This window comes from Polynucleobacter sp. UK-Mo-2m-Kol15 (genome assembly GCF_018881505.1).
Taxonomy (GTDB): domain Bacteria; phylum Pseudomonadota; class Gammaproteobacteria; order Burkholderiales; family Burkholderiaceae; genus Polynucleobacter.
This window is the reverse complement of sequence record NZ_JACVQC010000001.1, coordinates 2,155,216-2,176,649: the sequence shown is the minus strand read 5'-3', so window position 1 is coordinate 2,176,649 and position 21,434 is coordinate 2,155,216. Positions and strand designations below refer to the sequence as shown.

At 46.0% G+C, this 21,434-nt stretch carries 20 protein-coding genes; 10 read left to right on the top strand and 10 right to left on the bottom strand.

Annotated elements, in window-relative coordinates:
• Window positions 1–143: 143 nt before the first annotated feature.
• Window positions 144–623: a cyclic pyranopterin monophosphate synthase MoaC gene (gene moaC, locus ICN43_RS11070; RefSeq protein WP_216199769.1), complete on the bottom strand. Its 480-nt coding sequence runs from the start codon at window positions 621–623 to the stop codon at window positions 144–146.
• A 23-nt stretch (window positions 624–646) separates the two neighbouring features.
• Between moaC and ICN43_RS11065 the strand changes: the two genes are divergently transcribed.
• Complete coding sequence (locus tag ICN43_RS11065) at window positions 647–2,365, top strand: M48 family metalloprotease (RefSeq protein WP_216199767.1); 1,719 nt, start codon at window positions 647–649, stop codon at window positions 2,363–2,365.
• Here the strand turns inward: ICN43_RS11065 and ICN43_RS11060 are convergent, their stop codons facing one another.
• The 5 genes from ICN43_RS11060 to ICN43_RS11040 are packed head-to-tail and all read right to left on the bottom strand — an operon-like array spanning window position 2,366 to window position 5,686.
• Window positions 2,366–2,980 (bottom strand): DUF2946 family protein, encoded by a 615-nt coding sequence (locus ICN43_RS11060; protein ID WP_216199765.1) that lies wholly within the window; start codon window positions 2,978–2,980, stop codon window positions 2,366–2,368.
• A gap of 28 nt (window positions 2,981–3,008) precedes the next feature.
• Window positions 3,009–3,443, bottom strand: coding sequence for a nuclear transport factor 2 family protein (locus ICN43_RS11055; RefSeq protein ID WP_216199763.1), 435 nt, complete (start codon window positions 3,441–3,443; stop codon window positions 3,009–3,011).
• Between the two features lie 30 nt (window positions 3,444–3,473).
• Window positions 3,474–4,511 carry a lipopolysaccharide heptosyltransferase II gene (gene waaF, locus ICN43_RS11050; RefSeq protein WP_216199761.1) on the bottom strand — a complete coding sequence of 346 codons (1,038 nt, stop codon included), beginning with the start codon at window positions 4,509–4,511 and terminating at the stop codon, window positions 3,474–3,476.
• Window positions 4,512–4,556: 45 nt separating this feature from the next.
• The gene (locus ICN43_RS11045; RefSeq protein WP_216199759.1) at window positions 4,557–4,748 is read right to left on the bottom strand and encodes a zinc-finger domain-containing protein; all 192 of its coding nucleotides are present in this window, start codon (window positions 4,746–4,748) and stop codon (window positions 4,557–4,559) included.
• Window positions 4,749–4,762: 14 nt separating this feature from the next.
• A complete protein-coding gene (locus ICN43_RS11040) occupies window positions 4,763–5,686 on the bottom strand; it encodes a branched-chain amino acid transaminase (protein ID WP_216199757.1) in 924 nt (307 codons plus the stop codon).
• Between the two features lie 212 nt (window positions 5,687–5,898).
• On the opposite strand from ICN43_RS11040, the gene ICN43_RS11035 reads away from it, so the two are divergent.
• From ICN43_RS11035 to ICN43_RS11005, 7 genes are all read left to right on the top strand, one after another.
• Window positions 5,899–7,110, top strand: a complete 1,212-nt coding sequence (locus ICN43_RS11035; RefSeq protein ID WP_216199755.1) for a phosphoglycerate kinase — start codon at window positions 5,899–5,901, stop codon at window positions 7,108–7,110.
• Window positions 7,111–7,112: 2 nt separating this feature from the next.
• Window positions 7,113–8,549, top strand: coding sequence for a pyruvate kinase (gene pyk / locus ICN43_RS11030; RefSeq protein WP_216199753.1), 1,437 nt, complete (start codon window positions 7,113–7,115; stop codon window positions 8,547–8,549).
• A 62-nt stretch (window positions 8,550–8,611) separates the two neighbouring features.
• On the top strand, window positions 8,612–9,676 hold the full coding sequence (gene fba / locus ICN43_RS11025; protein ID WP_216199752.1) for a class II fructose-bisphosphate aldolase: 1,065 nt from the start codon (window positions 8,612–8,614) through the stop codon (window positions 9,674–9,676).
• A gap of 7 nt (window positions 9,677–9,683) precedes the next feature.
• Complete coding sequence (locus tag ICN43_RS11020) at window positions 9,684–10,580, top strand: phosphoribosylaminoimidazolesuccinocarboxamide synthase (protein WP_216199750.1); 897 nt, start codon at window positions 9,684–9,686, stop codon at window positions 10,578–10,580.
• A gap of 82 nt (window positions 10,581–10,662) precedes the next feature.
• Entirely contained in the window at window positions 10,663–11,157 is a 495-nt protein-coding gene (gene purE / locus ICN43_RS11015; RefSeq protein WP_216199747.1) for a 5-(carboxyamino)imidazole ribonucleotide mutase, read from the top strand.
• Window positions 11,158–11,161: 4 nt separating this feature from the next.
• A complete protein-coding gene (locus ICN43_RS11010; RefSeq protein WP_216199745.1) occupies window positions 11,162–12,346 on the top strand; it encodes a 5-(carboxyamino)imidazole ribonucleotide synthase in 1,185 nt (394 codons plus the stop codon).
• Between the two features lie 2 nt (window positions 12,347–12,348).
• A complete protein-coding gene (locus ICN43_RS11005) occupies window positions 12,349–13,443 on the top strand; it encodes an L-threonylcarbamoyladenylate synthase (protein ID WP_216199743.1) in 1,095 nt (364 codons plus the stop codon).
• Here the strand turns inward: ICN43_RS11005 and dacB are convergent.
• Genes dacB through ICN43_RS10985 form a run of 4 tightly spaced genes read right to left on the bottom strand, consistent with a single transcriptional unit; the run spans window position 13,389 to window position 18,884 of the window.
• Complete coding sequence (dacB, locus tag ICN43_RS11000) at window positions 13,389–14,948, bottom strand: D-alanyl-D-alanine carboxypeptidase/D-alanyl-D-alanine-endopeptidase (RefSeq protein ID WP_216199741.1); 1,560 nt, start codon at window positions 14,946–14,948, stop codon at window positions 13,389–13,391. The genes ICN43_RS11005 and dacB overlap by 55 nt on opposite strands.
• Window positions 14,949–14,996: 48 nt before the next feature.
• Window positions 14,997–17,426, bottom strand: a complete 2,430-nt coding sequence (locus ICN43_RS10995; RefSeq protein ID WP_216199739.1) for a response regulator — start codon at window positions 17,424–17,426, stop codon at window positions 14,997–14,999.
• A gap of 7 nt (window positions 17,427–17,433) precedes the next feature.
• Window positions 17,434–18,057, bottom strand: a complete 624-nt coding sequence (locus ICN43_RS10990; RefSeq protein WP_015421957.1) for a response regulator transcription factor — start codon at window positions 18,055–18,057, stop codon at window positions 17,434–17,436.
• The gene (locus ICN43_RS10985; protein WP_216199737.1) at window positions 18,057–18,884 is read right to left on the bottom strand and encodes a diguanylate phosphodiesterase; all 828 of its coding nucleotides are present in this window, start codon (window positions 18,882–18,884) and stop codon (window positions 18,057–18,059) included. Before ICN43_RS10985 ends, ICN43_RS10990 begins: the two co-directional genes overlap by 1 nt.
• 317 nt (window positions 18,885–19,201) lie before the next feature.
• Here ICN43_RS10985 and ICN43_RS10980 point away from each other — a divergent pair, with 317 nt between their 5' ends.
• Entirely contained in the window at window positions 19,202–19,492 is a 291-nt protein-coding gene (locus tag ICN43_RS10980) for a co-chaperone GroES (protein ID WP_015421939.1), read from the top strand.
• A 26-nt stretch (window positions 19,493–19,518) separates the two neighbouring features.
• Complete coding sequence (gene groL / locus ICN43_RS10975; protein ID WP_216199735.1) at window positions 19,519–21,171, top strand: chaperonin GroEL; 1,653 nt, start codon at window positions 19,519–19,521, stop codon at window positions 21,169–21,171.
• The last annotated feature ends 263 nt before the right edge of the window (window positions 21,172–21,434 follow it).

The window sequence follows — 21,434 nt, the reverse complement described above, 5'->3', positions numbered from 1 at the left end:
TTATTTAATACCCCACTGTTTACTAAAAATCTGGAAACTGCTTATTCCAAAATGTATGAGTGTTATCAGGCAGATTTGCCGGTAGACCATATATCCATCTGCTAGGAAGATTTTGGGGGGTTGAAAGATTCAATAGTTTCGGACTACTCGGCTACTTTCCACTCCCCAGACTTACCGCCATTCTTCTCAAGTAGTTTTACCTCCCCCATCACCATACCTCTATCAACGGCTTTGGCCATATCGTAGATTGTGAGTAGGGCGACTTGGACTGCGGTGAGAGCTTCCATTTCGACGCCAGTAGGGCCAGTGGTCTCGGCTCTCACTTGGCAGGTAATGCTGCTGCTTTCTTTGTTCAGAGCAAAATCAAGGCTTACATGTGTTAGGGCTAATGGGTGACACAGCGGGATTAAATCCGGCGTCTTTTTAGATGCCTGAATGCCTGCAATTCTGGCAATACCCAAAACATCCCCTTTTTTATGGGTTCCTGCTTCAATCATGCTCAGGGTCTCTGGCAGCATAGTGATTCTGCCTGTAGCAATGGCAAGACGATGCGTATTGGGCTTGTCCCCAACGTTGACCATATGGGCTTGCCCGCTGGCATCAAAATGAGTTAGTTTGTTCATGGGATAAGTTTTACCATATAGGGATGAAAGTCATAAAGACATCACAAAAATCATCGATATTTAAGCGAATTTTGGCTAGCCAGCTCATTTTGGCCTTAGCTTGCCCTGGTGCCGGCTTTGTCTACGCGGCTGGACCTGTACCTTCACCAATCACGGGCGATGTATCGGTACAAGGTGAGTCAGCAGCTTTTCAAAATTTGGGCAGAGCTGTGCAGTCGCCTGATGCCCGCTCCTCTAACCTACCAGCACGTAATACACCCCAAACTCAACCAAGTTTTGTGCTCCCAGATATGGGCGATCCTGGTGGTGATAGTTTAAGCCGCTTGGATGAGAAAAAGTATGGCGAAATGATCATGCGCCAGATTCGTCCAGATGTAGATTATTCCAATGATTTACCAATCTATGATTATTTAAATCAAATGGAGCGACGCTTATTACAAGCAGCAAAACGTTTGCAATTGGCTGGCGCTAATGAGCTAGGTAGTGGCGCCTATAACTTTGAAGTATTCGCAGTTAAAGACAGCAGTATTAACGCATTTGCCTTACCTGGTGGATTTATTGGTTTTCATACGGGGCTACTAGTTAGTGCCGAAACAGACTCTGAAGTTGCCTCAGTTATGGGTCACGAGACTGGCCACGTTTTACAACGCCACTTGGCTCGCCAGATGGATAGGCAGACTACTAATACGATGATCGCTCTTGCGGGCATATTATTGGGTGCCTTAGCTGCTTCACGTAATCCAGGCGCAGCTGCTGGTCTGATGCAGGGTGGTCAAGCAGTGGCCGTGAATAACCAGCTTTCTTATTCAAGAGATGCTGAGCGCGAGGCTGACCGTATCGGTTTTCAGATCCTGGCGGCAAGTGGTTATGACGTAAATGGCGCCCCGGGGTTTTTTCAGCGCCTACAAAAAGCTACCGGAATTATGGATAACGGTGTTCCATCCTATGTACGTACTCACCCCTTAACAACGGATCGTATTGCGGACATGCAAGATCGTGCTCGTAATGTCGCCAATAGAAATGTGCCGACAGCACTAGAGTTTTATTTTATAAAAGCACGTGCTCGCATGGAGCAGTCTGGAAGTTCGAGCCAGATGTATGACTTAAAAAATATCTTTGAATCTTTGAGTAAGCAATCTAGTCCTGGCAAGCAAATGGAGGGTTTTTATGGACTTGCGCTAGTTGCTCAAAAACAGGGGAAGTTTGATCAAGCTGCAAGCTATTTGCAGCAAGCGCGTAATCTAGCCAATGGTGCTAGTGCGCCAGGATCACCGATACTGCAACAAAGCTTATCTTTGGATATTACAGCTTCCGAGTTAGCGTTAGCTAGAGGCAAGGGTGATGAGGCTTTGCAAATTGCTCAAGCGACTTTAAAGGCCTATCCACAGTCCTATGCTGCTGGTGCGGCGATGATGAGTGCCTACCTGAAACTAGGGCGCACTAATGATGCGATTAACTGGTTGAGAGCGCGCACCAGATTGCAGCCAAACGAAGTAGTTTGGTGGAGCATGCTTTCGAATGCCTATGATCAGGCAAAAAATGTGCCGATGCGCCATTACGCACTAGGAGAAAAGTATGCACTTGAGGGTGCTTGGCCCTCAGCAATCGAACAGCTCAAGATTGCAAGATCGTCTGGAGGGGCAGATTTTTATCAGGCATCCAGTATTGATGCACGCTTACGTGAAATGCAAAAGCAATACCAAGAGGAGTTGAAGGAGCAGGGTAAAAATATGCCCGGCTAATTAATTTCTAGGCGCTTTCACAAAATGAAAGCGTTCACTGAGTTCAATTGAGTGGATGGGTTCTATTGGAATTTTTTTCCCACTCCATAACCATAAACCTCTAAAGCTGCAGGCATCTTCATGGACTGTGGATTGCTCTGAGAAAATATCTAAATCATGATCGTGCAGTAACGCAACTGATGTCAATGCAGTTCTAGTGAATATCGTCTTATCGATTTGATCAGATAGCGATTGTGTAATTGATCCGGTGATGTAGACGTTACCCTTTTCATCAATTAGGGCACTTTGTGGCTCTATCTTTCCGCCACACTGATTTAATAGTTGTATGCCGCTTTCGCTGGGAATCATTCTGGCAATCCATGGCGTGGCATCCAGTGTGATAAATACCCTTTGAGCACCATTTTGAAAAAAATATCTACCCAGAGAGTCGCATGCATAATTTCTGGAAATGAAATCATTGAGGGCTGTATGCTGAATAATGGTCCCGGCTAATTGATTGGCTTGCGCAAATTCATCACGCATGCGCCATTGGCCTCGACGATCAAGTGCTAGCCAGCCAAAGCAGTGTGGTACATTGGGCCACTTAATTAGCGACCTAAGTACTTGCTCATCCATGAGACAGTAATTTTTTGATCGTCATGAATTAATGTAGACCGTGTGGAGTCGATGGTGCATCAAAAGTATCCTCAGTAGAATGACTTGCATGCAAGTGAGCAATTCGCCAGCCTTGACTATCTTGTAGTAAAACTAAAGTGATGTTGAGAAAGAACTCCGTTTCAATTTGATCATCACGTAGATGTACTGCTTCAGTAGTGTCGTATATTGCAGCACCTAAAATAGAGTGGCTAATACAGGCAATAGGTTCTAAAAAAAGTGCTTGTTTTGCCAAGAGGCGCTCCAAGCCTGCCCGAATTTCTGCATGACCACTTAGGCGCTGACCTTCTGGGAGTACGCAAGTAATCGAGTCATCATCTAACCAGATCGCCAAAGCGCCTTTGACATCGCGATGTTTTAAGGCATCACGCCAAGCATCTACTACTTCGTCTGCGTTATGAAATAGTCTGGCTAGTTTTGACATGGCTTACTTTCAATATATGACGCTACAAAATTAACGAAGTGTCTGAATGGCGCCCAATACGGTGGCTGGCGAAATATCTTTTAGGCATTTGAGATGTCCCAATGGACATTCTCTTTTGTGGCAAGGACTACAAGGCAGGTTAAGCCAAATCACTTTAGCTTTATCAGATAGCGGTGGAGTATGGTGCGGATCGCTTGAGCCAAAGATGGCTACTTGAGGAATCTTTAATGCAGCGCCGATATGCATTAAACCGGAGTCATTGCTGACTAAGGCTTTACTCATACCAATGAGTGCAATCGCTTCGTCAAGCGAAGTCTCGCCGCACCAGTTATGTATTTTCAGGGTATTGCTTTTTTGAGTCCTGATGCGCTCACCTAAAGCATGATCACTTTTACTGCCTAGAAGAATCACTTGAGCATCTGCCTCATTGACGATTAACTGCTGAGCTAGAGTAGCGAAGTGCTCGATGGGCCAGCGTTTTGTTGCTCCGTACTCGGCGCCTGGGCAAAGCACATAGATCGATTTTTCATCGATCGCGGCTGCTTGCAGCTTAGTGCTGATAAATTGTTTGGCTGAAAGTGAGAGGTTTAGCTTCGGATCCACGGGCTGATTGGTATCAATCTCTTCTGCATGATCTATGACATTGCAGAGCGCAAGGTAATGATTTGCCATCGGCGGACGATGTAGTTTGCTAGGATTATCCAAAGCAAAATTGATTAGCCCAAAGCGCATCTCTCCACGATAGCCAATGCGTAGTGGAATATTGGCGAGCCAAGGGATGAGGGCAGATTTCAAGCTATTAGGTAGAACAAAGCAAGCATCATATTGATTTAATTTGAGTTGCTTTGCGAGTTGCTTGCGTAAGCCCCATTGCAATTGCTTGTGCTCTAGGCGAGCCTCAATGACTTCATGGGCTTCTGCGCAGGCACGATAAATCGGTGTAACCCAGGGACTTGCTAGGACATCTATTTGAGACTGCGGGTAAATAGCTTTGAGATTCAACAGCAGCGGCTGCGACATTACAGCATCACCAATCCAGTTGGGGGCGATGATCAGAATACGATTCATATGAGGTATCCCGACACGGCACCCCGCTCTAGGGTGCCCATAGGATTAATGCCCGTGAGGCTCGGTACCAGGAATGAGCTTGTACTCAGTGCCACAGTAAGGACACTTCGCCCAACCCGTCTCAGCAACATCTAGGAATACACGTGGATGTGAATTCCAGCTAGGGGTTTTATTGGTTGGGCAATGCAAAGGCAAATCTGCATTGCCGTCAACCATGACAACTTGAGCTTCACTCATTCTCTGATTCCCTATTACTTAACGTAAGTTAACCAAGATTTGTACTTATCAGTTCTGCCGTACACCGCATCAAAATAGGTCTTTTGGATTCGCTCAGTAATTGGACCGCGTTTACCGTCACCAATAGTGCGGTCATCCAGTTCACGAATCGGCGTTACTTCAGCAGCGGTGCCAGTAAAGAAAGCTTCATCAGCGGAGTAGACCTCATCACGGGTAATACGTTTTTCACGTAATTCGAGACCAAGGTCTTTTACGATTTCAATAATGGAGTCACGGGTTATGCCATCTAGGCATGAAGCGAGATCCGGGGTGTAAACAATCCCATCGCACACCATGAATACGTTTTCACCGGAACCTTCAGAAACATAACCTTCTGTATCCAATAAAAGTGCTTCATCGTAGCCATTGGCAGTAACTTCCTGGTTGGCCAAAATGGAGTTGATGTAATAGCCAGACGCCTTGGCACGCACTAACGAGGAGTTCACGAAATGGCGAGTAAATGAGGAGGTTTTAACGCGGATACCCTTGTTAAGGCCATCTTCCCCCAAATAGGCGCCCCATTCCCAGGCAGCGATCGCCGTATGGATGCTATTACCTTTTGGTGAGATGCCGAGTTTTTCAGAGCCAATAAAGATAATTGGGCGGATATAGCAAGATTCCAGCTTATTGCTGTTAACAACCTCAATAATGCCGCTAGTGATTTGCTCAGGGGTCCATGGCATATTCATCTGGAAAATTTTAGTTCCATTAAAAAGGCGCTTAACGTGCTCTGGAAGGCGGAAAATGGCGGTGCCTTGGGGAGTTTTGTAGGCGCGAATACCTTCAAATACCCCCATACCATAGTGGAGACTGTGGGTTAGCACATGAATATTGGCCTCACGCCAGGGAACAAGCTTCCCATCGGACCAAATAAAGCCATCGCGGTCAGACATCGACATTTTTTCTACCTTTTAATAAGTAATAAATTGGGTAACTGAATTCGGTAAAACAGGACGCCAGCCGGGGATTTAGGCCCCTCTGCCTTTTAAAGCATCCCAGCCTTTATTGTAGAGCAGGGAGCGAAGCTAGGCAGCCCAATTCCTTTGGGGCGGGAAGTCCAGACGATTTAGAATGGAGCATTGCCCATAAATCATTAACTTTGCCCATTCTCATGCCGGAATCTCTCTTTAAAGTAAAACGCCTTAGTGAACTAGCAGCAGCAGGTCTTCTCAAAGGAAAGCGGGTTTTCATTCGCGCCGATCTCAATGTGCCTCAGGATGATGTCGGCAATATTACGGAAGACACCCGAATTAGAGCTTCCATGCCAGCGGTTCAGATGTGTTTAGATGCCGGAGCGGCGGTGATGGTGACTTCTCATCTAGGTCGTCCAACTGAGGGTGAATTTAAACCTGAAGATAGTTTGGCTCCAGTGGCGGATAGAATTGCAGCCCTTCTAAATAGAAAAGTCCCGCTTATCAGCGATTGGGTAAATGGTGGCTTTGAAGTGAATCCAGGCGAATTGGTATTGCTGGAGAACTGTCGTCTCAATGTGGGCGAGAAAAAGAATAATGATGAGTTGGCCAAGAAGATTGCCGCTCTGTGTGATGTGTATGTCAATGATGCTTTTGGTACTGCTCACCGTGCCGAAGCAACTACCCACGGTGTCGCGAAATTTGCACCGATTGCCTGTGCTGGGCCCCTAATGGCGGCAGAGCTAGACGCATTGAGTCGTGCACTCGCAAGTCCTAAGCGCCCTCTTATAGCGATTGTTGCTGGCTCTAAGGTATCTTCGAAACTCACTATCCTAAAGGCTTTAGCTGACAAGGTAGATGAGTTAATTGTTGGCGGTGGCATTGCCAATACTTTTATGTTGGCTAAAGGCTTGCCAATAGGTAAGTCTTTGGCGGAGCCAGACTTGGTGAATGAGGCGCGAGAAATTATGGAGATTATGGAAAAGCGCGGTGCGCATGTTCCCATTCCTGAAGACGTAGTTGTTGCGAACGAACTTTCTCCATTAGCGCGTGCAAATCGTGTTCCTGCAGATCAAGTTGCAGAAGACGACATGATCTTAGATATTGGCCCTAAAACTGCCGCGCGTTTATCGATCATGTTGGCGCATGCTGGCACGATTGTTTGGAACGGCCCATTGGGCGTATTTGAAATTGATCAGTTTGGCGGTGGCACTAAGATGTTGGCAGCAGCAATTGCCCATTCACCTGCATTTTCAATTGCTGGTGGTGGTGATACCTTGGCGGCAATTGCGAAGTACGGTATTGAGAATCAAGTGGATTACATCTCAACTGGCGGTGGCGCCTTCTTGGAGTTCTTGGAAGGTAAGACCCTGCCAGCCTTTGCAGTATTGGCTGAAAGAGCGAAAGAATAAATATGTTGAGAGCAACAAAGATCATTGCCACGCTAGGACCTGCGTCGGAAAAGCCTGAAGTATTGCGCGAGATGATTCGTGCAGGCGTAGATGTTGTCAGGATGAACTTTTCTCATGGTACGGTTCCTGACCACAAAGCACGTCATGATTTAGTTCGCAGTATTTCTGCAGAAGTTGGTAAGGAGGTTGGCATCATGGCTGATCTTCAGGGCCCAAAAATTCGCGTAGGTAAATTTGTCGATAGCAAAATTCTTTTGAAAGAAGGCGCGCAATTTATTCTAGATGTTGCCTGTGAGCTTGGTAGTCAAGAGCGCGTAGGCTTGGATTACAAAGAGTTGCCACAAGATGTCAAGCCTGGCGATCGCCTCTTATTAAATGATGGCTTGGTTGTTCTTCGCGTAGAGAGTGTTAAGGGTGGAGAAATCTTTACTCTGGTAGAGCAGGGTGGACCGCTCTCTAATAACAAAGGCATTAATCGTGCTGGCGGTGGTTTGACCGCGCCAGCGCTGACAGAAAAAGATATTTCAGATTTGGATGCAGCAATTGCGATGGGCGTAGATTTTCTAGCGATCAGCTTTCCAAAAGATGGCGCAGACATGGCCTATGCCCGTAAGTTGGCAGATGCTGCAAGTGCTAAGCATGGTGTTGGTAAGGTTCGTACCATTGCTAAAGTTGAGCGCGCTGAAGCGATCGAGCCAGATGCGTTAAATAGCATCATCGCAGAGAGCGATGGCATTATGGTCGCGCGTGGTGACTTAGCTATTGAGGTTGGTAATGCTGCTGTCCCTGCTTTACAAAAGCGTATGATTAAACTCGCGCTCGAGGCTGATAAATTTACGATTACAGCAACACAAATGATGGAGTCCATGATCAATGCTCCAGTGCCTACCCGAGCTGAGGTGAGCGACGTAGCTAATGCAGTATTGGACGGTACTGATGCCGTCATGCTATCTGCAGAATCTGCAGCCGGTATGTATCCTGTACAAACGATTAAAGCAATGGCTGAGATTTGCGTTGAAGCCGAAAAGTCGGATCGTGTAAAGCTGGACACTGATTTCCTAGATCAAACCTTCACACGTATTGATCAAACGATTGCTTTGGGCGCGCTATTTACGGCACATCATCTCAATGCCAATGCTATCGCCGCTTTGACTGACTCGGGATCTACTGCGGTGTGGATGAGTCGTCACAATATTCACTTACCTATCTTTGCCTTAACTTCCAAGATTGCAACTCAGCGTGCCTTGAGCACCTATCGCAATGTATTTCCCATTGGACTGGATTACACCAAGCAACGTGATACTGCATTGAAGGAGGTAGAAGATTGCTTGAAGAAGGTAGGCGCAGTGAAGCAGGGTGATGTGGTGGTGCTGACTTCGGGTGAGCCTATGGGCGAGCCTGGAGGCACCAATTCACTCAAGATTATTCAGGTGAAGTAATTCACTTTAGAGCATAACCCTTCAAATTCTTTATCACTAACATTTCTAATTAAGAGGTCATCATGGCTTTAGTATCTTTACGACAACTCTTGGATCATGCTGCTGAAAATGGCTATGGCTTGCCAGCATTTAACGTTAACAATTTAGAGCAAGTCACGGCGATCATGGAGGCTGCTCATGAGGCAGATTCTCCGGTCATCATGCAAGCATCTGCCGGTGCTCGTAAATATGCTGGTGAATCTTTCTTGCGTCATTTAATTTCTGCGGCAGTTGAAGCTTATCCACATATTCCAGTCGTAATGCATCAAGACCATGGCCAAAGTCCAGCAGTGTGTATGGCTGCTATTAAGAGTGGCTTTACTAGTGTGATGATGGACGGCTCTTTAGAGGCTGACGGCAAAACTGTTGCTAGTTATGAATACAACGTAGATGTGTCTAGAGAGGTGGTGAAGTTCTCTCACTCTATTGGGGTTACTGTTGAGGCTGAGCTAGGCGTTCTTGGTTCTTTGGAGACTATGCAGGGTGATAAAGAAGATGGTCATGGTGCTGATGGCAAAATGACGCGCGAGCAATTGCTAACAGACGTTGAGCAAGCGGCTGATTTTGTAAAGGCTACACAGTGCGATGCCTTGGCGATTGCTATTGGCACTAGCCATGGCGCATATAAGTTTACTAAGAAGCCCACTGGTGACATCTTGGCAATCGAGCGTATTAAAGAGATTCATACACGGATTCCGAATACGCATTTAGTGATGCATGGTTCGTCAAGCGTTCCGCAAGAGCTGCTCGCCGAGATTCGTGAGTTTGGTGGCGATATGAAAGAAACTTATGGTGTGCCGGTTGAAGAAATTCAAGAAGGTATTAAGAACGGTGTTCGCAAGATCAATATTGATACTGATATTCGGTTGGCGATGACTGGCGCGATCCGTCGCTATCTGTTTGAGAACCCGAGCAAATTTGACCCACGTGATTATTTAAAGCCTGCGCGTGAAGCAGCTAAGAAGGTATGTATCGCACGTTTTAATGCCTTTGGTAGCGCAGGCCAAGCATCTAAAATTAAGCCCATTCCCCTGGAAAAAATGGCTGAGCTGTATAAGAGTGGCAAATTAGCCCAGATCGTGAAGTGAAGTAACTATGCCAGCTTTGTATGCCACCTCTATTAAGTCATTGCCTTTGCTCTCCAAAGGGAAAGTGCGTGATGTCTACGCATTGGGTGATGACAAGCTACTCATGATCACTACGGATCGCTTGTCTGCATTTGACGTAGTGATGGGTCAGCCTATTCCCGAAAAGGGTATTGTGCTTAACCAAATGGCCAACTTTTGGTTTGCTAAGTTAGCTAACGTAATTCCTAATCACTTGACGGGCATTGATCCTGAAAGCGTTGTGCCTGCCGATGAGGTGGATCAGGTTAAAGGTCGTGCAGTAGTGGCCAAACGACTGAAGCCAATTTTGGTTGAAGCGGTAGTGCGTGGTTACCTAGCTGGTAGTGGTTGGAAGGATTACAAAGAAACTGGCAAGGTTTGCGGCATCACATTGCCAGCAGGTTTAGAAAATGCACAGAAGTTGCCTGAACCTATTTTCACGCCTGCCGCTAAAGCAGAGTTAGGTGAGCATGATGAAAACATATCCTTTGACAAAGTCATCGAGATGATTGGTGAGAAGTTAGCCAATCAAATTCGTGAGGTCAGTATTCGCTTATACAAAGAGGCTTCGGAATACGCCGCGACTCGCGGCATCATCATTGCTGATACCAAGTTTGAATTTGGTTTGGATGATGCTGGCCAGTTGGTGTTGATGGATGAAATCCTTACTGCCGATTCTTCTCGATTTTGGCCGGCTGAAACCTATCATGTGGGCGCAAACCCCCCTTCCTATGACAAGCAATTTGTTCGGGATTGGCTCGAAACGGCCATGGTCGAGGGTAGGCTTTGGCCAAAAACCGCACCAGCACCTGCGTTGCCAGTAGATGTTATTGATAAAACAGCGCAAAAGTACCGCGAAGCCCTCGCTCGCCTCACTAATGCCTAATTTCCTTGGGGCTCTAAAAAAGGCTGGGATAATAGCTTCTTAGTTAGATTAACGATGTAAATCAGGGCATTTGGAGAGGTAAATGAGCAAAAAGCCGGTAGTCGGAATAGTAATGGGATCCAATTCAGATTGGGATACCATGCAACACGCCGCTCAAATACTGGAGCAATTTGGTATTGTTCATGAGGCCAAGGTGGTATCTGCCCATCGTATGCCAGATGACATGTTTGCCTACGCCGAGAATGCCTCCAAGAATGGTCTAAAAGCCATCATTGCTGGTGCTGGTGGCGCTGCGCATTTACCGGGAATGTTGGCATCAAAAACCATTGTGCCTATTTATGGCGTCCCAGTTGCCAGTAAGTATTTGCGCGGAGAGGACTCTCTCTATTCCATTGTTCAGATGCCAAAAGGCATTCCAGTTGCGACATTTGCCATTGGTGAGGCAGGGGCTGCAAATGCAGCACTGCACGTGATTGCTAATTTGGCAGTCAACGATTCTGCCTTAGCAAAACAGTTAGAAGAGTTTCGTGCGAAGCAGTCCGATACCGCGCGTTCCATGAATTTGCCTGGATATTAATCAGATGGCAGATCGTATGGAGCCTATTTTGCCGGGCTCATATTTGGGAATATTGGGTGGTGGTCAATTGGGGCGAATGTTTACACAAGCCGCTCAAGCCATGGGGTACAAGGTCTGCGTTCTTGATCCTGGATCGGACAGTCCTGCTGGATCGATTGCGGAAAAATTCATTCAGGCTGATTACACAGACTCTGCTGCTTTAAAAGAGATGGCTGCCCTGTGTAAATCTGTCAGCACCGAATTTGAAAATGTTCCAGCGCAAGCCTTGGATGAGCTGGAGTCTTTAGGTGTCTTTGTAGCGCCTCGCAGTAGTTGCGTTTCATTGGCTCAAAACCGCGTTGCTGAGAAAAAGTTCTTAGCCACCTGGAAATCTGAGACCAATATTGGCCCTGCACCTTACTGTGTTATTGAGCATGATGCTGATATTGAGCATGTGCCAGCCGACCTATTCCCAGGTATTCTGAAAACTGCACGAATGGGTTATGACGGCAAGGGTCAAATTACTGTTTATGACTCTAGTAACTTAGTTGCAGCTTGGGTAGGGTTAGGAAAAGTGCCTTGTGTTCTTGAAAAGCGCATGGATTTAGATTTTGAGGTATCTGCTTTGGTGGTTCGTGGATATGATGATGCTGTAGTGGCATATCCTGTATCTCAAAATATTCACCGCAACGGTATATTGCATACCTCTACTGTGCCAGCGCCATCACTTAAGCCTGGACAAGAGAAAAAAATGATTGAAGCTGCTAAAGCGCTGATTCGTAAGATTGATTACGTGGGTGTTTTATGTGTAGAGTTCTTCGTTCTAAAAGGCGGAGATATTGTTGCAAATGAAATTGCCCCGCGTCCCCATAACTCTGGTCACTACACCATGGATGCCTGTGTCAGCAGTCAGTTCGAGCAACAGGTTAGAAGTATGGCTCGGTTACCCCTGGGTGACACACGCTTGCTAGCCCCTGTCTCTATGCTCAATATTTTGGGCGATCTTTGGTACGAGGGTAGCGAAGATAAGGCAAGAGAACCCGCTTGGGATAAGGCGCTCTCTCACCCGGATGCCAAGTTACATCTATATGGCAAGTCCGATCCACGCATCGGTCGCAAGATGGGGCATATTAATTGTTTAGGCGAGTCACTTAGCCAAGCGCGTAATAATTGTGCGGTGGTCGCTGTTGAATTAGGGATCGAGCCCTAGCAATGTCTGGTGATGGTAGCGTATTGCATACAACTGCGGTAATTAAAGAAGCAGTACAAACTCTACGAGACGGTGGTTTGGTCGCCTTTCCGACCGAGACGGTTTATGGCTTAGGAGCGGATGCTAAAAACCCTGAAGCAATTAAACAGATTTTTACCGTTAAGGGCAGGCCATCTAATCACCCGCTGATTGTGCACTTGGCGGCCCCCGATAAGTTCGATGAAGCTCAAGTTGATTGGGTGCCAGTGCTAGCGCCATGGGTAAGGGATTTATCAGAAGATGCCCTCAAACTTATTCAAGCTTTTTGGCCGGGCCCACTGACCTTAGTCTTTAAAAAAGATAAAAGTGTTTTAAATGAACTGACTGGTGGTCAGGATACCGTTGCGATTCGTGCACCTGCCCATCCGATTGCACAAGAGTTGCTTCGGAGGTTTAAGGGTGGGGTGGTTGCTCCATCGGCCAATCGTTTCGGAAAAGTATCTCCCACAAGTGCTGCCGACGTGCGAAGTGAGTTTGAGGATATATTGGACTTGATGATTTTAGATGGCGGTGATTGCGAAGTTGGGATTGAGTCGACCATTATTGATCTATCTTCCGGTGATCATCCGATCTTGTTGCGGCCAGGCCTCATTACTCCCGGAGAAATTTTTAGCAAGACTGGTATCAAAGTCTACTTACCTAGTGAGCTTGGCTCAATAAAACAGAATAGCGATACACCAAGAGTCTCTGGCAGCCTACGAGCTCATTACGCTCCGACAACCTCTTTGAGAATGTATGCACCAGGCAGAGTCTTGGATGCGCTTAGTGAATTCCCCGATATCAAGTCAAGAGTGGCGGTTGCCGTATGGGATTCAGACTCTTCGTTAGGCGAAGATGGGCATCCATCCGTGCATTTTGAGGAGGTGATTGTGCCTAGTGATAGCGCTACATTTGCAAGTCGTTTATATCGATCTTTGCGAGATTTAGATCAGCAGGGCTGGGATTTGATTCTGTATCCAGAACCGCCAGCAGGCGAAGAGTGGGATGGCGTCCGAGATCGACTTCAGCGAGCGTGTTTTGGTTCTGGACCATCATCAAGTAGCCACGATAAAAGTTGATCATGCGCGTCTAAACCTCTCCACGCATTGGGGTGATTAATGAATGAGGTCACCGCATACATCTTTCCAGACTTACTCATTACATAGCCTGATATAGCCCTGACATCAGCAAGTGATCCTGTTTTGATTCGAGCCTCAGGTTTTTTCTTTAAGTGCAGAAATTTCCGTAAATGTGCCATCAGCCGATTGCGCATCGTACCATCTGTACCCGCAATCGGTAGGCTGTTGTAAAACGTTTCCGCTACGGATAAGTTGCGAGCTACAACTAATAGTTGATTCATATGCTCAGCTGAGATTGCCTCATTACGTGATAGACCGGAGCCATTTTCAATTACGAGTTCTGGGAACTGAAGCCCTAAACCCTTTAGCCAACTCTGAATGACGAGCTCCCCATTTTCAGTGCTCGCCGGTTTACCCATCTTCTCCAGAGCTAAAGTCAGCATCAGCTGTCTAGCCATGACGTTATTGGAATACTTATTAATATCTTGGACGTCATCAGCTAAAGGAATTCCCTCAAACTGCAGCAGCATTCGCGCCGCTAGGGGAACGGTAGCAGACTTGCCGGTGGGTGCTTGAGTCCAAGTTCCACCTGCCAATTCCCAGGCTGCAGTGAATCCTTGAGTCAGAAAAGTGTTGGCATCTAAAGCAACGACGTTGTAGTTCACGCCTTTACAAGTATTTGGAAAGCTGCCAGAGAACTGCGCAGTGATGAGTCGGTTGGTGATGGCTCTATCGCCCTCGGGATCTAAATTAAAGCGAATATTACTTTTCCAGCTATCGCAAGATTGATTAACCAATTGCATTTGATTAATTACTTTGAGTTGGGATAGAGGTGGAGTGTAGCTAATATCAATAAAGTCGGCAGTGCGCGATTTACTTAGTTGAAATGCAAGGGTTCTAAAAGCATATAGCAGGGGATCGGGAGGCACGTTGTAGGCACGTAGAGATTCGCCATCAATTGTATTGTGTTCCATCACGCTGGGAGCATAGGCACTTCTATCAAAGAATAGGTTGCCATCAATTTTTTGGATACCTAGATTTTGTATCGCCTTCATCATTTTGGCGAGTTCTTCTGGAACTAGCTTTGGATCGCCGGTACCCTGTAAATACAGATTACCCTTAAGGATGCCTTGACGAATGAATCCATCGGTATAGATATTTGTACGCCAACGATATTGAGGGCCCAGCATATCCAAGCCTGTTAGGGTGGTGATGAGCTTCATAGTCGAGGCTGGATTCATGGCCTGCTTGGAGCGCCAGTCTAATTCTGTTTTTGCCTTCACTTTTCCTGGACGCTCTAGCTCAATTTCTACCACTGAAATACTGATCGCCTCTTTGGGAATCTGATTCTTTTCAAGGCTTACAGCTACAGCCTTAGGTATGTACCGAATTGCAGCATCTTGGGAGGTCGATTCAGCAGAATGCACTTGTGGGCTGAATAGCAAACATGCTGATAGATTGGCTAACAGGGTGGCGATTATGAGTGAGGAATTTTGGGTATGCATTTCCAATAGGATAAACCTTGTCGCACATCAGCTTATAACGACCCAAAATCACCGGTGATATCTTTTCTTATAAGCCTTGATAGTTTGATTTTGTTTTTCTAGAAGGGCTATGAATCGTTCAATACGTTCTAACAGAGGCCCCTCAACTTCAAGTGATTTACAGGCATCGATAAATTCATTAGCCTGTAATAGTTGTGACCCACCTTTGACTTTATGAACTAGGCTCTGAAAATGGGCTTCATTAGTTAGGGCATGATTATTGTCTGAGCGCAATTGAATCAAGGTCTCCAGGTGAACTTTTTCGATTTCTTCCAATATCACAATGATTTGGTGAGGATCATTTTTGATGAGATTAGAGAAGGCATCAAATGAATAAGGCTCATCGGTGCAGATGGAATTTTGGCTGGACTCAAAGTAGCGCATGAGCTCATTCTCAAGAGCGCCTAAGCTGAGTGGCTTGATCAGTACTCCGTTCATGCCAGAGGATAAAAATTGATGACGTGAGTCTAGAGCGTAAATATCAGCAGTGACGCCAATAATGATTAAGTTACGGTTGCCTAGGGATCGAATTTGTTTGGCTAATTCGGAGCCCTGCATACCAGGCATCGATTGATCTGTCAGCATCAGATCAAAATGATGGTCTTTGATTAACTCTAGCGCAACAGTAGCGTTCTCACAAACACAAGTATTGATCCCAAGCGCTTCTAACTGTAGCGATAAAATTTGGCGACTAGCTGGGTGGTCTTCAACCACCAAAGCATAAATATCGCAGTTTTTTTGCCCGGATTTTTTCGACACCAAGGTCCTAGATGAAGGTCTAGACGAATCAAAGCCTGGACCCCGTGGAGCCGCAACACTAGTTCTGGGAAGTGCTACTGAAAAGTGGATATTACTTCCAAAGCCTGGAGCACTATCAAAATAGAGATGGCTATTCATGGAGTTTACTAGGTGATTGGTAATAGTGAGCCCAAGGCCAGTCCCCCTTGTTTGCTCCGATAGATGGGAATCTTGAGTAGCGGGTAATTGTTCAAAGGCTTGTAGGGCTAATTTAATTTGCTCGCTCCCCATGCCTACCCCAGTATCGATGACCCTGAATTCAAGTAATTGACCCGCGTGATCATCTGCCAGGACGGTAATAGAAAAGTAGACTTCACCCTCGGTAGTGAATTTGATTGCGTTACTCAGTAAGTTCTGAAGAATTTGTCTTAGGCGCAAGGAATCAATCATGAGTACTTCCGCGATTCTGGGATCAACTGAAGTGTGGAGTAGTAGATTCTGTTTCTTAGCAACTGTTGAAAATGCTGCATGAATATCCATGATCAATTGATGAGGATTGCAAGGCTCCAGATTCAGGGTAAGCTTGCCAGCTTCAATCTTAGAAATATCCAATACCTGATTCAGCATACCCAAAAGAGATTCGGCAGAAGCTTGAGCACTCTTTAATAGTGGTTTATCTTTTTTGGGAAACTGCTCGCTACTAAGTAGTAGCTCTTGAACCCCCAAGATGGCATTCATCGGCGTACGAATTTCATGGCTCATAGTTGCCAAAAAAGCAGACTTGGCAGCATTCGCTTTTTCTGCCTCCTCTTTTGAGTGCAATAGGTCAAGAGCAGCTTGTTTCTGATAGAAATACTTTCTTTGGAGCTGGTAAAACATTGCCCCGCCAATTAGGAGGACGAAGATAGCGCTGAGCCAGGGGGCGATGTTTGACTTTGCTTCAGTTTCAATTCCTAAGGCAAAGAGTTGGCGCGAGGCCATCGGATCTAGGTCGCTTAGAAAGTGGCTCAATACACCATGCAAAGGGGCATCTTGATCTGGGATTAGCCAGCGATAGGCAAAAGGAGTCCGACTGTATAAACCATCTATTTTTAGATCTGAACTGTAAGTTTCGCGTATAAGTTGGTGAGCCAAGCGAATAGGCATGACTAGTGCCTCGATATCATTTTTGATGAGGGATTGAATTAAGTTATGCGTGGACCGTATTTCTTTACCCTCACTGCGACCATCAATGCTCGAGGGTGCATTCTCAAGGCCCCGATCAAAGTATGCAATCCTTAAATCAGGCGAATCTAGTCTGCCTGAGGATTTGGTGATAACGGCATCATGCCCCCAAAAGATGGGCTCAGAGAGGGATCCAAATTGCAGTACATAGTTATTAATGCTTGGCGGATCAATGATGAAATCTACCTCGCCTTTGCCAAGCTGCCTTAATCCCTCCGAGTCAGATTTTCTCCATACTGGTATGTATTGCTGTCGAGTACATTCTTCAATTTTTGATAGTAGCACCTGAAAAGGCCCTGCAGACACTTGATTTTTGGATGGCGTGAGATAGGGTGCATATTTTTCGTGAATACTAAATCGTACGACTGGATGGGCATCGATCCATGATTGTTCTACCGCACTAAAGGAGCCTGCATGTACCAGACCCTCATAGACACAAAAGAGTGCGAATATGTTTTTCAATATGAATCGATGCATACCGTCTTTAGCTTTCGATGATGTTATTCATGCGGCAGAACAAGATCAAATCTGCAATATTGTTAATACCTAATTTATCGAAGACTCTGGTTTTATAGGTTGCTACCGTCTTATTGCTAATGTGTAGCAAGTCCGATATCTGCTGATTTGTATTACCTTTGCCAAGATACTTCATGACCTGTAGCTCGCGATCGGATATCAGCGCCAATTTGTCGTTATCGCTCAGGGAGGTATTGCCATTCTTCCCATGCGTGAAAAAGGTATATCCCTGTGAGATGGCAACGCATGCAGCCAAAATGACATCAGCTCCAGCCGTCTTATTAACAAAACCATGTGCGCCTAAGGATCGAACTCTGCCACCATAGACTGCCTCATCTAAACTAGAGAGGACCAGAATTCGGACCTCTGGGTGCATCAAGCCAATTCGGCGTATGACATCAAACCCATCTGTCTTGGGCATATCCAAATCTAAGATCACCATATTGGGATTTACTTCTTTGATTGAGCGTAGGCACTCTTCTCCATTCTGTGCCTGTCCTGCTATCTCAAAAAGTAATTGATCCTGCAGCATACTTTTTAAAGCCATCAGCATAGCTGGATGGTCATCTACCAACATCACGCGTTTTCTCATTACTTGTCTCCGTTTTGGTTTTTATGAGGGTGCAGCGAAAAAATGGCCTTAGCGATACGGCTATCACTGGTGTGTAGCATTTGATGTCGGCTTATCGGAGGCATCATGAGTCCGCCATAGCAGTGTTGTGCTCCGATTGCCATGACATTCTCTAAATCCTTCACCAGGGTGACGTTGCTCGCATAGATTTGAGCGTAAAATTTCTGGTCAAGGGACATCATTTCGTTTGGCAAGCCCTTGGTTCGGAATTGGCCTATCTCGATATGAATGCCCTCGGGCTCAATTTCCTCAATCCAGCGGATTTGTAAGCTGGAGCCAGAAAAATGTAGGAGATGAATGAGGACTCCAAGGCGACGCATTCTTAGTAAGCCTTCGTTACAAGAATTGATGGAATCAGCTTCATTTAGCTTCTGAACTCCTAAGCTCACTAGCCCAACTGGAAGCCTAGAGTTGAGGATGAGATCGCTCAAAGCGTCTATGAACTTACTAGATGCCAAGTATTTCGCTGGCAAAGGCAGGATGCCCTGAATGAACCGACCACTGCGGTACCAGTACGTGATCGTGTCCAGCCCCTCCATGAACAATCGAAGGAGCTGCGTTTCAGTGGCGGTAAGTAATGGTGTAAATAAAGAGCTCGTCAGCTTAGTTCCTTGGCTATTAAAAATGGGTTCGTTACTAATCGCTTGTCGTTGGGACCAGGATTGGTGTTCTTCGAGCGCTTCGCTGCTAAGACCAAGCCAAGGCTGGCCACAGGCATCGCGCACTTCTTGGAAGGGTTTGTTCTTCCAGGCCTTTACAAGCGTGTACAGCCGGGATTTCGGGCTCATCAGCATTCTCCAGTCATTGAATAGCCAGTCTAGGCAGGTCAGATTGGAGCGGTAAGGGCTTAAGGCTTATTTATATGTAGGAAATCACCTACTTGCCTGACTCCATTATAGAAAGCCTGACAACCCATTTGAAATTTAAGATGAATTTGCTCTTGAAATCCCGAGAATCAGGCCTATATAATCAGCACTCCTTACACGCGAGTGCTAAAACAAACTAATTAAGCTCCATAGTTTGTTACCTTCGCGTTAAGAGATTGCATCACATTGATTTATATTGGTTTTTTAATTAGTTAACACTTACTAACATAGGAGAAGGAATGAATCTGCGTCCTTTACATGATCGCGTAATCATTAAACGTTTAGATCAAGAATCAAAAACTGCCTCTGGAATCATCATTCCGGATGCTGCTGCTGAAAAGCCAGATCAAGGCGAAGTATTGGCAGTTGGCCCAGGCAAGCGTGATGACAGCGGCAAGTTGAATGCACCAGACGTCAAAGTTGGCGATCGCGTGTTGTTCGGCAAGTATGCAGGTCAAACAGTTAAGGTCGGCAGCGATGAGCTTCTCGTCATGCGCGAAGAAGACATCATGGCTGTTGTACAGAAGTAATCGCTACCTAAGAAAGGAATTCAATCATGGCAGCAAAAGACGTCGTATTTGGAGATAACGCCCGTACCAAGATGGTAGAAGGCGTAAATATTCTTGCTAACGCAGTAAAAGTAACTTTAGGACCAAAAGGTCGCAATGTGGTTATCGAGCGTTCATTTGGCGGCCCAATCATCACTAAAGATGGTGTGTCCGTAGCAAAAGAAATCGAACTTAAAGACAAGCTCCAGAACATGGGTGCTCAGATGGTGAAGGAGGTTGCTTCTAAAACCAATGACATCGCTGGTGACGGTACTACTACCGCTACTGTATTGGCTCAGTCTATCGTTCGCGAAGGTATGAAATACGTAGTATCAGGCCACAATCCAATGGACTTGAAGCGGGGTATCGACAAAGCGGTTACAGCGGCACTCGAAGAGCTCAAGAAAATTAGCAAGCCTTGCACAACCACTAAAGAAATCGCTCAAGTTGGTTCTATCTCGGCTAATAGCGACCAAAGCATTGGTCAGCGAATTGCTGAAGCCATGGAAAAAGTAGGCAAAGAAGGCGTTATCACTGTTGAAGATGGTAAGTCTTTGGAAGATGAGCTTGAAGTTGTTGAGGGTATGCAGTTTGATCGCGGTTACCTCTCCCCATACTTCATTAACCAACCTGAAAAGCAAGTTGCCGTATTGGAAACTCCATACGTTCTCTTGTTTGACAAGAAAGTTAGTAACATCCGTGATTTGCTCCCAGTGCTCGAGCAAGTAGCGAAGTCTGGTCGTCCATTGTTGATTATTGCAGAGGATGTTGAAGGTGAAGCCTTGGCAACCTTGGTTGTGAACAATATTCGCGGCATCATCAAGACCTGCGCTGTTAAGGCTCCAGGCTTTGGCGATCGTCGTAAAGCCATGTTGGAAGACATCGCAATTTTGACTGGTGGCACTGTGATTGCTGAAGAAATCGGCCTCACACTTGAGAAAACAACTCTTGAGCACTTAGGTCAAGCTAAGCGTATCGAAATCGGCAAAGAAAACACCATCATCATTGATGGTGCTGGCGATGCTAAAGCAATCGAAGCGCGCGTGAAGAACATCCGTGTCCAGATCGAAGAAGCGACTAGCGACTACGACAAAGAAAAATTGCAAGAGCGTGTTGCGAAGTTAGCAGGCGGTGTTGCAGTGATTCGTGTTGGTGCTGCTACTGAAGTAGAGATGAAAGAAAAGAAAGACCGCGTTGATGATGCATTGCATGCAACTCGTGCAGCGGTTGAAGAAGGTATTGTTCCTGGCGGTGGCGTTGCTTTGTTACGTGCGATGCAAGGTATCAAGGGCTTGAAAGGCGATAATGCTGACCAAGATGCTGGTATCAATATTGTATTGCGCGCAATGGAAGAGCCAATTCGCATCATCGTTTCTAACGCAGGTGATGAAGCCAGTGTAGTTGTTAATGCAGTATTGGCCAGCAAGGGTAATAACGGCTATAACGCAGCAACTGGTGAGTATGGCGACCTCGTTGCTCAGGGTGTGATCGATCCAACTAAGGTAACAAAAACTGCATTGGTTAATGCAGCCTCTGTTGCCGCCTTATTGTTGACTACTGATTGCGCAATCTGCGAAGCTCCAAAAGATGATTCCGCTGGTGGTGGCATGCCTGATATGGGCGGTATGGGCGGTATGGGTGGAATGGGTGGCATGATGTAATTGCCCCTAACTTCGCCAGCTATCAAGCTGTAGAAACTAAAACGCCTGGTTCACAAGACCAGGCGTTTTGCATTGGTGCCTCTTAATCATTAATTTGGCTGAATTCCACCATCTTTTATCACTTTCTCATTTTAACTAGACCTTGTGCAATCCTTTCTTTTAGATGATGAGGTTTTTGAGATTCATTTTTTTCTCGTTCTAATGGTATTTTTTAGAGCTGAGGTATTGAAATTTACATTAAGGTAATAAAAAACCTCTCGAAG